Below are 14,891 nucleotides of genomic sequence, written 5' to 3'. Positions count from 1 at the left end.
AAAAAAGAGTCTACATGTAGGTCATTTTTTGTGGATATTTTTCATAAACAAGAGATATTCTATGCTACCTGTCTCTAACTTGGACCTTCTAAAAATTACTTTACTAGGTTAAAATGTTTATAGAGTATCATCCTTCAAAATGCGGTGGGTCCCATAATAACTCGATTGATGTGGTCCTTTTTCGCGTTATTTACTATCTTTATATATCTTTCTATTAAAAAATCTAACTTTAATAGATTAAATGAGATAAAACCTAGTTAAAAACAATGAAATTTCAGGAAAAATAAGGTACACTATTCAATGGTTTTGGTTTAAAATCAATTGACGTTAATGTATACGGGGGAAAGATTGATGAACAACAATACAGTAAATGAATCTGTTGAAGAAGTTGAGAAAAAACGGGTAAGATCAAAAAAACGTTTTACAAATTGGAAGCTTATCGCAGCAGGTGGCGGTGTACTTGCACTTCTCCTTGGGGGAATGAGTTATTATCAGGCAACTCACTTCAATTCTAATGTTACGATTAATGATACAAAAGTCGGTGGTATGAGCGCTGATGAGGCAATACAGAAATTAAAAACATCTGGACTAGCAAACAAAGTTTATATTGATCAACAACAAATTTTAGATGAAAAAGAGACAAAAACGGAACTGACGGAAAAAGATTTGCCGCAAGTTAAGAAACTATTAAAAAGCCAGTGGACATTTTTCCCTTCTTCAAAGGAAAAAGATTATTCATTGCTACCAAAAAAGGCAGAGCAGTATCGTAGTGAAACGATGAAAAAACTTGTAGAAGAAAAGCTCATGTCTATGAATGAAAAATTAAAGGCACCTCAAGATGCTATGGCAAAGCTTGAACAAGGAAAAATTGTTATTTCGAAGAGCGTTGATGGAAAACAGTACGACGTTACGAGTTTACTAAAAGATTACGATAAGCAGAAGCATAAAAGCGAAATTCATTTAAAGTCTGCATACATACAGCCTATTAAAGAAAACGATCCGATTATTAAAAAAGAAGAGAAAGCATTACAGAATCTTCTTACGCAGTCTGTTGATTATAAAGTGCAAAATGAAGTGTATTCATTAAAAGCAAAAGATTTAATTCAAAATGCCACTATGTCAAAGGATATGAAAGTGACAATCGATGCGAGCGATATTAAGAATAAGGTTGCTGAAATTAATAAGGCTAAATCTACATTACATAAAGACTTCGCTTTTAAAACACATTCTGGTTCGGTTATATCAGTAAAAGGACAAGGATACGGCTGGGCACTAGATGTGGAAAAAGAGACAAAACAAGTTGGGCAAGCCTTTGAAAAAGGCGAAAAATCACTTTCTGCTTCTAACATTCACGGGAATGGTTGGGAGAAAGAAGGGATCGGTTATAAAACAACATCGAATAATGGTATCGGAGACACATATGCAGAAGTTTCAATTGCAGATCAACAAATTTGGATTTACAAAGCTGGGAAATTAGTCCTCACAACAAATGTAGTAACGGGTAAACATAGCACAGGTGAAGATACATCACCAGGTGTGTGGTACGTTCTATACAAACGAACACCATATACGCTAAGAGGTAGCGCAGTAGGGAAAGCTGATTATGCAGTGAAAGTAGATTACTGGGTTCCATTCACAAATAGCGGTCAAGGATTCCACGATGCTGGCTGGCGAAAAGACTGGGGAAGTAATGCTTATTTAACAGGAGGATCAGGCGGTTGTGTAAACCTTCTTCCTAACGTTGCAAAAACTGTGTATGATAGTTTGAATACGTATGATCCAGTTATCGTGTACTAGAAAATAGGTACGTATTAAGAACTTAAAAATAAATAAAGCACCTGATGGTACATGAAAAAACACCTCTTGCATTCGCATACTAAGTGTGCAAATGCAATGGAGGTGTTTTTGTTTGAATACAAGAGTTTATTGCTTATAAGAAGTAAAGTGGAGAGAGATTCAGATGAAGAAACAGGTTTTCAAATAGTCAATAAAATTGACACTGAATATCATTTTCATTTATGATGGAATCGTCGTATGTAATTGGACATGATTTTCGTGAAAAATTCTATTTCTTATATTCATATAATAGATTTCTATTAAGGTATCACATTCAAGAACTATTACTAAATCTTTTAAGAACTTAAACGTAGGAAAGGATAATATAAAATGAATTGGAAAAAAGGCGGATTATGGGTTATTATTTTTTTCATTGTAAAAGGCACAATTTCTACACTGTTAATCGTTACAGGTGCTAAATATTTTGATTTGTCATTTATGCAACTTTTCGTACTAATATTGATCTTATTACTGATTTCTCTCATAAGTCGAAAATTACTGTATAGACATAAACAAAACAAAAAGCAAAAAGAGCTAAATATATAAGGAAGCCCCAGAGACCTTTGGATTTCTGGGGTTTTATTTATTCAATAGTAAGTTTTGGCTCCGTGATACGAATGGTACACCCCATCAGTTTTATCGGTTGTAAATCAAAAGAAAGATATATTTACAAGGACTCTTAACAAGTCTTACGAATCCAAAAGTCTCTTTATTCTTTATTGCGTTTCTGCCGCAGTTTATAGATACAAAGGCTCCTCAATAAACATGAATAAGAAAAAAATGCCCCCTTCAAGAGTTGTTATCTTTGCTTTAAGCTAATTTCTATATATTAAAAAACCCCTTCAAATTTTGAAGGGGTTTTTTTGCATGTTATTTTGGTTTATCTAAAAATTTATTTTATAGTGAATGATCTATTTTAATCAATTGTCATGTGAATATGTCCTCCAATGACAAGGTTAAATCCATTCATTTCGTCATCGTAGCTTCGTTATCTTGCTATTACATTCCAAAATGCGTACAATAGCGTGCCTTCAAGGTTATACTGATGCTGGAGGTGATTCAAAGTGACATACGATTGGAAAATGAATTCGAAACAAACTAATTCACAATCAGATTCTTACAAGTGAATTCCATCAGTATACCATTTGGTTTATAAACGAATGTGGAAGTATCTTTCGGAAGATGAGCTTTTCATTAGCTAGAAGATTTTTAAACATCTAGTCATCATTTGAAACTAAAATCGTTTTTATATTAGGTTTCGAATTTTTATGTGGTACAGACATTAGTTGAAAGGTAGGTTTCGCCTGCTTTGACTTATATCGCAAACTTGATAATTTATAAAGCTGGATTTGACGGGGGGATATTATGAAAGGTAGCAATCATTTTAATTTTCACAAGCTTTGGTTAGGACAGTCTATAAGTTTATTAGGTACTCAGTTTACAATAGTAGCTTTGCCGCTTTTTGCATTAGAGGTGTTACAAACAAGTGAAGCAAATGCTGCTATACTTCGTGGGGTTATATTCGTCCCTTATCTAATTTTTGGGTTAGTAGCCGGTGCTTTAATAGACATTTTTCATAGGAAAAATATTTTGCTAATTTGTAGTATATGTCAAGGAGTATTGTTTTTATCAGTATTCATACTGACTGTAACAAATATTATAACGTTCCCCTTATTGGTAGTTGTCATGTTTTTAAATGGAATATTCACCACATTTTACAACATCGCTATTCCTTCTTTCTTACCGGAAATAGTAACAGATAAAGACAACTTAAAAAAAGGAAATGCTCAACTAGCACTTTCAGAGTCTCTTTCTATAGTAATTGGTCCTATGCTAGCTGGAATCGTCATTACTCTAGTTGGATTAACAGGTTCATTCACTGTTGACGCAGTAACGTATTTTGTTTGTTTTATGTTTGTATTATTTATTTCAAAGTTTAAACCGCATACAGAGGGTTCTTTAAAAGACGTAAATATAAAATCCATATACCAAAACATATATGAAGGTCTGATATATTTCAAAAAACACCCTGTATTAGAGCCAATTGTGACATGTGGTGCTGTTTACGGTTTTTTTAAATACATACTAAATAGTATTTTAGTAATATTCCTTTATAAGGTAATGGGTCTATCTGAAATTGAAATAGGGTTTGTTGTAGGTTCAGCAGCGGTCGGATTTTTAATAGGTAATACGGTTCTCATGAAAAAAAGTCAACAAATTAATAATACAAAAATGCTTATTTATAGCGCTACTGTATCAGTTACCGGTTTGGCTTTTATACCGATAATGGGATATATGGGAACAATTTACGGTATAGTAGCCGCAAGTATTATACATGGTATGGGAGAAGGTGTATTTGGCCCTTACGCCGCAACTATACGACAACTTGCCTCACCAAATCACATGCTGGGCCGAGTAAATGCTGTACAGCGCACGCTTAATTGGGGAGCTTGGGCATTGGGAAGTTTTGCTAGTGCACTTTTAATTTCTATATTCGGGCTTCAAATTACATTATTTATAGGGGGATTTGGAACAACATTGTGTTTAGTGGCGTTGTTAAGACGAGGCATATTAAAAGGAACTGACATTGAATATACGAGTTCATTTTAGGGGAGCTGATATTGATGCATAAGGTATTAAAAGGAACTGACATAGAAAATAAACCACATATTTTATTTATAGGGGGATGGACAAAGCCTATACAAGATGCATTAGACAGTGGGTACACTGTTTCCTATATAGGATCTTACGCTAGACACATATATTTTGATGGATTTATCTTAGAAAAATGTTTCTATAAAAAAGAAATAGATACAACAAACATACCCTTATCTATATACTATGCTGAAGAATTATTTAAAGAGAAACCTTTTGATGTGGTTGTATCTTTCAACGAAACAGCATTAGATACGGCTTGTATAATTGCAAAGATTTTTAATGTTAAAGGACCTTCTTACAATGCTAATATGATAACTCGTAATAAAGACATGATGCGTGAAATTCTAGCAGGTAAAGACTTTTCGATAGATTCGACAGTTTGTAATAATACTGAAGACATTAATGAATTTTTGAATAAAAAAGATAGTGTTATAATAAAGCCGCCGATTGGGGCAGGGGGTAAAGGAGTATGTAAGCTAGACTCGGGAGATGACGTAGGGGTATTTATTGAAGAAAATGGTATTCAACTACCTGTTTTAGTGGAAGAGTATATTGCAGGTGATATAGTTTATACGGTTGAAACCGTTTCTTATAACAAAAAACATTCTATACTTGCTATATCAGCTGAAGTATGTAAAGAAGATACATTTCTAATAAACTATACGATTATGCCGGCACCTATAGATGAATCTCAAAAACAATTAATTATGGAGAAAGTAATGATGTTTTTGAACGACATGCAAATGGAAAATGGCATTACTCATACAGAAATAAAGTTAGACAAACAAAATAAGCCAATAATTATAGAGTCTCAAGTTAGAATAGGTGGGGGCAACATCTGGAAGATGGTGGAACTAACAACTGGCATATCTCAATTTGGATACTATTATGATGCGCTAAATACTGAGACTATAGATGAATTTAGATGTGTACCTTCAAAATGTCATGCTATGTCTTTAAGCTTGATTCCAAAACCAGGTTGCTTAAAAGAAATCAAGTATAAAGGGCTAACTAACATATCCGAGGTCGTATTAATTGATCTAGTAGTAAAAGAGGGCGATACCATACCAACTATTATAGATAGCACGCAACGCAAAGGGGCTATATTATTTATGGCTAATGATATAAAACATATGTATGAAGTTGCAGAGGAAATATGTAACAACATAACGTTTGTTTATGAGGATTTCTCAGAATGGAAACCTTCTTTTAAAAAAATATATGTAAAAAGAAATGTGGCAAATGACTGGTCTATATAACAAAGGATAATTTAAATCACATGTCTCTATTAACCAAAAATCGAATAAAAATGTATTAGCTAGATCCATGTTTTTTGATGAAAATGACGAGTTTATATAACGAGTCCTTCAAGATCAATTACAATGAGCCGGTTTATCCTTAGTAGGACAAAAATTGGCTTTTTTGTATGAAAATGTGCTTAGTGTGGTTTTTGTTCGAAATACTGGAGAAATCCCATTGCTATCATGTAAAGAAATACATTCTTCCCTAAAATGAAATTTTAGTTTGATAGCGACGAGCTACTGATTGTGGAAAATCTCCAGGCTTCTATTAGCTGCTTAGTTGAAGAATTTGTTCCATAGCTCTTAAGGTATTGTAATATAAATAATAAAATTATCCTTCTGCCATTCATTTAAGTGGCTCAATCTCTACATCTTATGAATTCCCTGAAAGTACTAAAACTACGCAAAATAATTAACCATCCTATGCAATAAAGTTACTCCATTAAAGGGCCATATTGTGGTACTGTTAAGGAAAAGCGAGTAATTGCGTTGTACAAGGGGGTGTTGGGGTGAATGTAATTGCGTGGTTGATCGTTGCTTGTGAAATAGGGTTTTGGGTTGTTATAACTTTAGGTCTGCTCACACGATATATCCTTAAGAAAAATAAATTAGGATTGTTTTTCCTAGCTTTAACACCTGTTATTGATTTAATTTTATTAGTTGTTACGGGTGTGGACTTGTATCGTGGTGCGACTGCTACCCAAGTGCATGCAATAGCTGCTGTTTATATTGGAATCTCAATCGCATTCGGTAGGAGTATGATTGAGTGGGCAGATATACGCTTTCAATATTATGTGATGAAACAAGGAGCGAAACCAGTTAAAAGATTTGGCATGGATTATGCAAAACACTACTTTAAAAGCTGGGGACAACATGTGCTTGCTTTTCTAATAGGTGCCGGAATTTTATTTGTCTTAATCTATTTAATTAACGATTCTTCGCGAACAGAAGTGTTGGCTGGCTTTCTAAAAGTATGGACACTTGTGTTGGGTATCGCTCTTTTGATTGCCATAAGCAATTTTATTTGGCCGAAAAGGAAAAAAGGGTAGCAATTTAATAATATCGCAATTGGGCGCGATTGTTGAGCAAACACAGGTAGAAAAATGATTAAACTTTTTTATGAAAAATGATTCACTAACAACAAAAAAACCAAGCATTTTGATCGAGTTTTCTTTCGGAATATTTGGTTTTTTTATATTGAAAAATCAATTTTTGTAGCATGCTTTTGATCAAACTTTATTACAAACCAACAGCATTTATGGCAAGCTTATGGGTTAATAATTAATCCACGGCGAAGGTATGTTGATTTACGTTAATATTGAAGACGTTGATGATCCACTAAGCTTCGCAAGGAAAGTTAGAAGAGCGTTATGCAATTAACTTATTTATTAAGTTAGATGAGCAATAGGAAAGGATCTTTCGATGGAAGATCCTTTCCTATTATTCGTAAGTAATAGATTATGCTAATTAAAATATCTCGGATTATTAATGCTTTTTCAATGGTTTCACTAAATGCTTGAGACAGCCTCTTTCCATTTTTTACTTCAAGTTCTTTCATACATAAGATGAAGATTTTTATGAATTAGGTTTACTTGACTAGCAGACGAACGTATTTTTTGCAAGAATCGACATAATAATCTCCATTTTTATTGTAGTATCAGTGTTTAGTAGAAAATAAATATATACGACAAATTTTGACAAAGAAAGGATTGTATTTTTGTTATGCTATGAAAGTTATTGATTTGTAATGTGTATATAGGAGGATTTTTAAATGTCAAAGAAATTGTTATTATTTGCACTTATGAGTTTATGTGTAATTGCTTTAAGTGCTTGTAAAGGTAATGAAGAAAAGTTAAAGGGCGCGCCAAATGAGCAAAAAGTGGATGAAGACAAAAAAGTAGAAGAAGAAAAACGTAAACAAGAAGAGCAACAAAAAGCAGAAGAAGAAAAACGTAAACAAGAAGAGCAACAAAGAGCAGAAGAAGAGAAACGTAAACAAGAAGAGCAGCAAAGAGTAGAAGAAGAAAAACGTAAGCAAGAAGAGCAGCAAAGAGTAGAAGAAGAAAAACGTAAACAAGAAGAGCAACAAAAAGCAGAAGAAGAGAAACGTAAACAAGAAGAGCAGCAAAGAGTAGAAGAAGAAAAACGTAAGCAAGAAGAGCAACAAAGAGTCGCTGAAGAAAAACGCAAGCAAGAAGAGAAGAAGGCTCAGCAACAGCAATCTACACAACAGGAGAGAACACAAAAACAAGAAAAACCGACACAAGCAACAGGTGGGAAACCAACAAGATCACAAATTTCAGTTGGTTCACATGTAGTTATTCAATTGGATAATGACTATAGTAAAACTGTAAGTGGCGTTGTGAAAGATATTTTGACACATAGTGAAACACATACATACGGCATTAAAGTTCGCTTACAAGATGGACAAATTGGCCGTGTTCAAAGTGTTAAATAATGAAAAAAAAATTTGACTACTTTTCAAATAAATTAAAATTAAAAAACCCGGTTCTTTCGTAAAGGAACCGGGTTTTGCATTTTGTTGGTGCTACTACACCTCTATTGATTTATCAGATACAAAATAGATGTTTTTATAATTTGAAAGACGAGGAAACGAACTTGGAGGGAGTATTAGAAGCATGTTTAAGAAGATGAAATCAATGGAGAAAAGGAACTGGTTTTTAAGTCTGGGCTATGGACCTATCCTCTCGTTCTAATCCACTAAAAAAAGAACTTCCCCATACCCATTAGACTACTAAGCATTCCAATTCCATTCATAGTGCCTTTTCCTACTGTAAGTAAGTTTCCAAGCATTCCTGGCTGACCGTAACCTCCGTTATTCCCCCATCCCATGGGACTTATCTGTCCGCCCCATCCTGGAGAGTTTCCGAAAATACCCCAGTTATTGTTACTGAATTTAAAAGCTTTAGCTGGCGGTGAGAGTAAGGCGGCAAGATGACCTTGTGCGAACATCCCTGTATGGTTGAATGGTTGAGCCCAGGGGATGGGAGGTTTTTGATAATTAAAACCTGCATGGCTTGGTAATGGGGTCCAATTAGCAGGATGTCCTTGTGGCATCATCCCTGCATAATGGATTGGCTGACCAAAAGAGAAGGGAGGAGGATCGGGAGTGAAAGTCATATAATTGGCTGGTGAATCCGAACCAATTGGATAGAAGCGACAACTCCAATCCTCACAAATCTTCAAACCACTCATTTCGTCAGCTTTATTTATTTGGGGCTGTGAATATAATGATGACATTGAATTTTGGTTATTATATTGTTCCTCGTTTTCCTTTGAATTCACATACCAATATTGGTGCATAAGCTTATTCCCCTTACTTTAAAAATGTAATGTTAGACTTAGCCTATGTAATATTTCTTTTTATGGATGGTTACATAACTAGATTTCCAAGCCTGTATTTAAAGGAATGGGTGTGTGGGCTGTCAGTAAAAAAACATGGATTAAAGTTTCGCTTTATTTTAGAAGGGTATTTTCATTAGCTCTTTTTGTTTATTTTAGCCTAATGTAATTTCGGTTAACAAACGTGTTTACATATTCATTCAAAATTTTAAGCTGGGTAAGTAGAATTGCTAAAAAGAGAATATCCATTCGAAGAGTTTGGCAAAATACTGCAAGGGTAATAAATTCTCGTGCAAATATGCAAACGAGTTAAATTAATCAATGGAATTGATAATGAAGGGGTAAATCAATCTATGAGTGAAACGTTACATAAAAGAAAACCACCATATGTAATGCTTGTAATCCTTTTTATTGGGGCATTTGTTTCATTTCTAAATAACTCGCTTTTAAATGTGGCCTTGCCATCAATAATGAAGGATTTAGAAATTCAAGATTATTCAACGATCCAGTGGCTTTCTACAGGATATATGCTTGTAAGTGGTATATTAATTCCGGCATCAGCATTTTTAATAACCCGCTTCTCCAATAGGAGTTTATTTATTACATCCATGTTGATTTTTATCCTTGGTACGGCTTTAGCGGCTGTAGCACCGAACTTCGGTTTATTACTTACTGGTCGGATGGTTCAAGCAGCAGGTTCTTCAGTGATGGGACCTTTGTTAATGAATATTATGCTAGTAAGCTTTCCGAGAGAAAAAAGGGGAACAGCAATGGGGATTTTTGGGTTAGTTATGATTACAGCTCCAGCAATTGGACCGACACTATCAGGTTATATTGTAGAGTATTATGACTGGCGTTTGCTTTTTGAAATGATTTTACCGCTAGCAATCATTAGCTTACTGTTAGGGATTTGGAAATCGGAAAATGTCATGAGACAAAACAAAAATGCAAAACTTGATTATCTCTCATTACTATTATCTTCTGTCGGCTTTGGCGGTCTGTTATATGGATTTAGTTCTGCAAGCTCCGATGGTTGGACAAATAAAGTTGTCGTAATAACCTTAATCATAGGCGCTATTGCCCTAATTGCATTCATTATTCGTCAATTAAAAATGAATGAACCGTTATTGGATTTACGTGTTTATAAGTACCCAATGTTTGCACTTGCGTCTGTAATTGCAATTGTCAACGCAGTGGCCATGTTTTCGGGTATGATTTTAACACCAGCTTATGTACAAAATGTCCGTGGTATTTCGCCGCTGAGCTCTGGGCTGATGATGCTTCCAGGTGCGGTAATAATGGGAGTTATGTCACCCATTACAGGTAAACTATTTGATAAGTATGGCCCTCGGCTTCTTGGTATAGTAGGACTTTCCATTACAGCTGTTTCAACTTATATGTTGGCAAATCTGCAAATCGATTCTAGTCACACACATATTATCCTTATTTACACATTGCGGATGTTTGGGATGGCGATGGTGATGATGCCACTTATGACAAATGGCCTTAATCAATTGCCAACTCGCTTAAATCCGCACGGTACAGCTGTTAATAATACAGCTCAACAAGTGTCCGGTTCAATTGGTACTGCTATTCTTGTTACGATTATGAATTCTGTAACAAAAACAAAAGCTGAAAGTTTAATGGCTCATGTAGATCCAACAACCTTCACAGAAGCTACGAAGGCAATGGTAATGCAGAAGGCTTTGTTATCCGGAATTCAGCATTCATTCTATGTAGCGCTTGGCATGAATGTTGTTGCGCTACTATTAGTTTTTTTCGTTAAACGTGTAGATACAAGCGCGGAAGCTGTCGAGAGGTTAAATCGATAGAGCGAAATAAAAATCGAGATGATGATTTCTACTAAAAGGGGAAAAGAGATGAAAGAAAAAGTGAAATAATTACACAGAATGAAAAAGGATTTGATATGAATATCAAATCCTTTTTCATTAGCAACAGAGTATATTGCTTATCGTATTTGTTTGAATTGACATGAGAAACTACTGGTTTTCCTAATACTACAACCTTTAGCTCTCAATTTCTAATAAACATTATAATAATACGCTTCATTGTAATATATTATTTTTTCTGCAAGGTATAAATCTAATGTCAATAGACGGTTTAGATTACCAACCTTATAAGCAATATCATAATCGTGAATAGTTATGGAAAAGATAAAATAAGGTAATCAATTACATATCTTTTGTCCCATGCGATTCATTGCTATCTTCTTTTTATTGAATGGGATATTTTATTTCATGCTTTTTGAAAGGGTGTTTGTAATGGATAAAAAAGTATCTGCCATTCCTCAGCCGAAAACATATGGACCGCTAGGGAATCTCCCATTAATCGATAAAGATAAACCGACTCTATCGTTTATTAAGCTGGCAGAAGAGTATGGTCCTATTTTTCAAATTCAAACTTTAAGTGATACGATCATTGTCGTTTCTGGACATGAACTGGTAGCGGAAGTTTGTGATGAAACAAGATTTGATAAAAGTATAGAGGGTGCTTTAGCAAAGGTTCGTGCCTTTGCTGGAGACGGATTATTTACAAGCGAGACTCACGAACCGAACTGGAAAAAAGCTCATAATATTTTGATGCCTACATTCAGTCAACGGGCAATGAAAGATTACCATGCCATGATGGTCGATATTGCTGTACAACTCGTTCAAAAATGGGCACGACTGAATCCGAATGAAAACGTAGATGTTCCAGGGGATATGACTCGCCTTACATTAGATACAATTGGTCTATGTGGTTTTAATTACCGATTCAATAGCTTTTATCGTGAGACCTCTCATCCTTTTATCACTAGCATGACCCGTGCGCTAGATGAGGCGATGCACCAATTGCAGCGGCTGGATATAGAAGATAAACTCATGTGGAGAACGAAACGTCAATTTCAGCATGATATTCAATCTATGTTTTCTTTAGTAGATAATATTATTGCTGAACGTAAAAGTAGTGGAAATCAGGAAGAAAATGATTTACTTTCCCGTATGTTACATGTGCAGGATCCGGAAACGGGTGAAAAATTAGATGATGAAAATATTCGTTTTCAAATTATCACTTTTTTAATAGCTGGGCATGAAACAACAAGTGGATTGTTATCTTTTGCAATCTATTTTTTATTAAAGAATCCGGATAAATTGAAAAAAGCCTATGAAGAAGTAGACCGTGTTTTGACAGATCCCACTCCAACATACCAACAAGTTATGAAGCTTAAGTATATACGGATGATTTTAAATGAATCACTACGTCTATGGCCGACTGCTCCAGCATTCAGTCTCTATGCAAAAGAAGATACAGTAATTGGTGGAAAATACCCAATTAAGAAAGGTGAAGATCGTATCTCTGTTCTTATTCCACAGCTACATAGGGATAAAGATGCGTGGGGAGACAATGTGGAAGAATTCCAACCTGAACGATTTGAAGAGCTGGATAAGGTTCCTCACCATGCTTATAAGCCATTTGGAAATGGTCAGCGAGCATGTATCGGTATGCAGTTTGCACTTCATGAAGCGACACTCGTGATGGGAATGCTTCTTCAACATTTTGAATTCATCGATTATGAAGACTATCAGCTGGACGTAAAACAAACATTAACGCTAAAGCCTGGTGATTTTAAGATTAGGATTGTACCTCGAAATGAAACTATTAGCCATACTACTGTTCTTGCGCCTACAGAGGAGAAACTGAAAAACGATGAAACCAAGCAGCAAGTTCAGAAAACTCCTTCCATTATTGGAGCCGATAATCTTTCGCTTCTTGTTCTGTATGGATCGGATACAGGGGTAGCAGAGGGCATTGCAAGAGAACTAGCAGATACAGCTAGTTTAGAAGGTGTTCAAACGGAAGTGGCAGCTCTTAACGATCGAATTGGAAGTTTGCCGAAAGAAGGAGCGGTTCTTATTGTAACTTCTTCTTATAATGGAAAACCGCCAAGTAATGCAGGGCAGTTTGTGCAGTGGCTGGAGGAATTAAAACCAGATGAGCTAAAAGGTGTTCAATACGCAGTTTTTGGTTGTGGAGATCATAATTGGGCTAGTACTTATCAGCGAATTCCAAGATACATTGATGAGCAAATGGCTCAAAAAGGAGCAACAAGATTTTCTAAACGCGGAGAAGCAGATGCAAGTGGTGATTTCGAGGAACAGCTCGAGCAATGGAAACAAAGTATGTGGTCTGATGCGATGAAGGCATTTGGATTGGAACTTAACAAAAACATGGAGAAAGAACGCAGTACTTTGAGCCTACAATTTGTCAGCCGTCTTGGAGGATCTCCTCTTGCGCGAACATATGAAGCAGTTTATGCATCTATATTAGAAAATCGTGAACTTCAATCATCTAGCAGTGAAAGAAGCACGCGACATATTGAAATATCCTTGCCAGAAGGGGCTACATATAAAGAAGGAGACCACCTTGGGGTACTACCAATTAATAGTGAGAAAAATGTCAACCGAATTTTAAAACGCTTTGGATTAAACGGGAAGGATCAAGTCATATTAAGCGCAAGTGGGCGCAGTGTAAATCACATACCTTTAGACAGTCCTGTTCGTTTATTTGACCTTCTTAGTTATAGTGTCGAAGTGCAAGAAGCAGCCACTCGAGCACAAATACGAGAAATGGTGACATTCACAGTATGCCCTCCTCATAAAAAGGAATTGGAATCATTATTGGAAGAGGGAGTTTATCAAGAACAAATATTAAAGAAACGTATTTCAATGTTAGATCTTCTTGAAAAGTATGAGGCTTGTGAAATCCGATTTGAACGATTTTTAGAACTTCTTCCGGCGCTCAAACCGCGTTACTATTCTATCTCAAGTTCTCCACTCGTTGCCCAGGATCGTCTAAGCATTACGGTTGGTGTTGTAAATGCGCCTGCATGGAGCGGGGAAGGGACATATGAAGGAGTCGCTTCTAATTATTTAGCTCAGCGTCATAATAAAGATGAGATTATCTGTTTCATTCGAACGCCACAATCAAACTTTCAATTACCTGAAAATCCAGAAACACCAATTATCATGGTTGGACCAGGTACTGGAATTGCACCATTCCGTGGATTCTTACAAGCGCGTCGCGTTCAAAAGCAAAAAGGTATGAAGGTAGGAGAAGCACATCTATACTTTGGTTGTCGTCATCCTGAAAAGGATTATCTCTATCGTACAGAACTAGAAAATGATGAAAGAGATGGATTAATCTCTTTACACACAGCTTTCTCTCGCTTAGAAGGACATCCTAAAACATATGTACAGCATGTAATAAAAGAAGATAGAATCCATTTAATTTCGTTATTAGATAATGGGGCCCATCTTTATATATGTGGTGATGGAAGTAAAATGGCTCCTGACGTAGAAGACACCCTTTGTCAAGCCTATCAAGAAATTCATGAAGTCAGTGAACAAGAAGCAAGGAATTGGTTGGATCGTTTGCAAGATGAAGGGCGATATGGAAAAGATGTTTGGGCTGGTATATGAATGTTTCTTAATTAAATAAGTAATATGTAACGAATGACCTTCTTTCGAATAAGTGAATAACTCATTTATAAAAATCCCGTATTTTCATTGAATGCGGGATTTTGTTTTTTTTTAGTAAGTTGGACTGATACTGTAGAGAAATAGGTAATTCATTTGACAATTAAAATGACCTACTATAATATATATATGCCATAGCATATAATTAATAAAATGAATACATTCACTGTGAATAATTGACTGGTATGCTATACTC

Annotated in this window: 9 protein-coding genes and 2 pseudogenes; 10 read left to right on the top strand and 1 reads right to left on the bottom strand. The window is 35.3% G+C overall.

Annotated elements, in window-relative coordinates:
• Positions 1–351 precede the first annotated feature (351 nt).
• From PSR14_RS16280 to PSR14_RS16245, 8 genes and pseudogenes are all read left to right on the top strand, one after another.
• Positions 352–1,797: a L,D-transpeptidase family protein gene (locus tag PSR14_RS16280; protein ID WP_098487320.1), complete on the top strand. Its 1,446-nt coding sequence runs from the start codon at positions 352–354 to the stop codon at positions 1,795–1,797.
• A gap of 369 nt (positions 1,798–2,166) precedes the next feature.
• Positions 2,167–2,382 carry a hypothetical protein gene (locus PSR14_RS16275; RefSeq protein WP_001104097.1) on the top strand — a complete coding sequence of 72 codons (216 nt, stop codon included), beginning with the start codon at positions 2,167–2,169 and terminating at the stop codon, positions 2,380–2,382.
• A gap of 109 nt (positions 2,383–2,491) precedes the next feature.
• Positions 2,492–2,590 (top strand): annotated as a pseudogene (locus PSR14_RS16270) (LysE family transporter); the annotation flags it as partial.
• Between the two features lie 611 nt (positions 2,591–3,201).
• On the top strand, positions 3,202–4,446 hold the full coding sequence (locus PSR14_RS16265) for an MFS transporter (RefSeq protein WP_000678801.1): 1,245 nt from the start codon (positions 3,202–3,204) through the stop codon (positions 4,444–4,446).
• 14 nt (positions 4,447–4,460) lie between these two features.
• Positions 4,461–5,753, top strand: a complete 1,293-nt coding sequence (locus tag PSR14_RS16260; RefSeq protein WP_000549726.1) for an acetyl-CoA carboxylase biotin carboxylase subunit family protein — start codon at positions 4,461–4,463, stop codon at positions 5,751–5,753.
• Between the two features lie 551 nt (positions 5,754–6,304).
• A complete protein-coding gene (locus tag PSR14_RS16255) occupies positions 6,305–6,844 on the top strand; it encodes a hypothetical protein (RefSeq protein WP_406644031.1) in 540 nt (179 codons plus the stop codon).
• Between the two features lie 253 nt (positions 6,845–7,097).
• Positions 7,098–7,175: pseudogene (locus PSR14_RS16250) on the top strand (cytoplasmic protein); the annotation flags it as partial.
• A gap of 391 nt (positions 7,176–7,566) precedes the next feature.
• A complete protein-coding gene (locus tag PSR14_RS16245; protein ID WP_000038574.1) occupies positions 7,567–8,253 on the top strand; it encodes a YwbE family protein in 687 nt (228 codons plus the stop codon).
• Positions 8,254–8,516: 263 nt separating this feature from the next.
• Here PSR14_RS16245 and PSR14_RS16240 read toward each other — a convergent pair whose 3' ends face one another.
• Entirely contained in the window at positions 8,517–9,119 is a 603-nt protein-coding gene (locus PSR14_RS16240; protein ID WP_000554439.1) for a hypothetical protein, read from the bottom strand.
• 392 nt (positions 9,120–9,511) lie between these two features.
• On the opposite strand from PSR14_RS16240, the gene PSR14_RS16235 reads away from it, so the two are divergent.
• Entirely contained in the window at positions 9,512–10,990 is a 1,479-nt protein-coding gene (locus PSR14_RS16235) for a DHA2 family efflux MFS transporter permease subunit (protein WP_000005130.1), read from the top strand.
• 450 nt (positions 10,991–11,440) lie between these two features.
• On the top strand, positions 11,441–14,638 hold the full coding sequence (gene cypD / locus PSR14_RS16230) for a bifunctional P-450/NADPH--P450 reductase (RefSeq protein WP_000359067.1): 3,198 nt from the start codon (positions 11,441–11,443) through the stop codon (positions 14,636–14,638).
• Positions 14,639–14,891 lie beyond the last annotated feature (253 nt).

This window comes from Bacillus sp. A01H, assembly GCF_045277205.1.
Taxonomy (GTDB): domain Bacteria; phylum Bacillota; class Bacilli; order Bacillales; family Bacillaceae_G; genus Bacillus_A; species Bacillus_A paranthracis.
This window is presented reverse-complemented; position numbering and strand designations above follow the sequence as displayed.

What these genes read in the sequence shown, in the direction of transcription:
- PSR14_RS16280 (WP_098487320.1), top strand. Translation starts at nt 352, where the DNA reads ATGAACAACAATACAGTAAATGAATCTGTTGAAGAAGTTGAGAAAAAA.
- PSR14_RS16275 (WP_001104097.1), top strand. Translation starts at nt 2,167, where the DNA reads ATGAATTGGAAAAAAGGCGGATTATGGGTTATTATTTTTTTCATTGTA.
- PSR14_RS16265 (WP_000678801.1), top strand. Translation starts at nt 3,202, where the DNA reads ATGAAAGGTAGCAATCATTTTAATTTTCACAAGCTTTGGTTAGGACAG.
- PSR14_RS16260 (WP_000549726.1), top strand. Translation starts at nt 4,461, where the DNA reads ATGCATAAGGTATTAAAAGGAACTGACATAGAAAATAAACCACATATT.
- PSR14_RS16245 (WP_000038574.1), top strand. Translation starts at nt 7,567, where the DNA reads ATGTCAAAGAAATTGTTATTATTTGCACTTATGAGTTTATGTGTAATT.
- PSR14_RS16240 (WP_000554439.1), bottom strand. Translation starts at nt 9,119, where the DNA reads ATGCACCAATATTGGTATGTGAATTCAAAGGAAAACGAGGAACAATAT.
- PSR14_RS16235 (WP_000005130.1), top strand. Translation starts at nt 9,512, where the DNA reads ATGAGTGAAACGTTACATAAAAGAAAACCACCATATGTAATGCTTGTA.
- cypD (WP_000359067.1), top strand. Translation starts at nt 11,441, where the DNA reads ATGGATAAAAAAGTATCTGCCATTCCTCAGCCGAAAACATATGGACCG.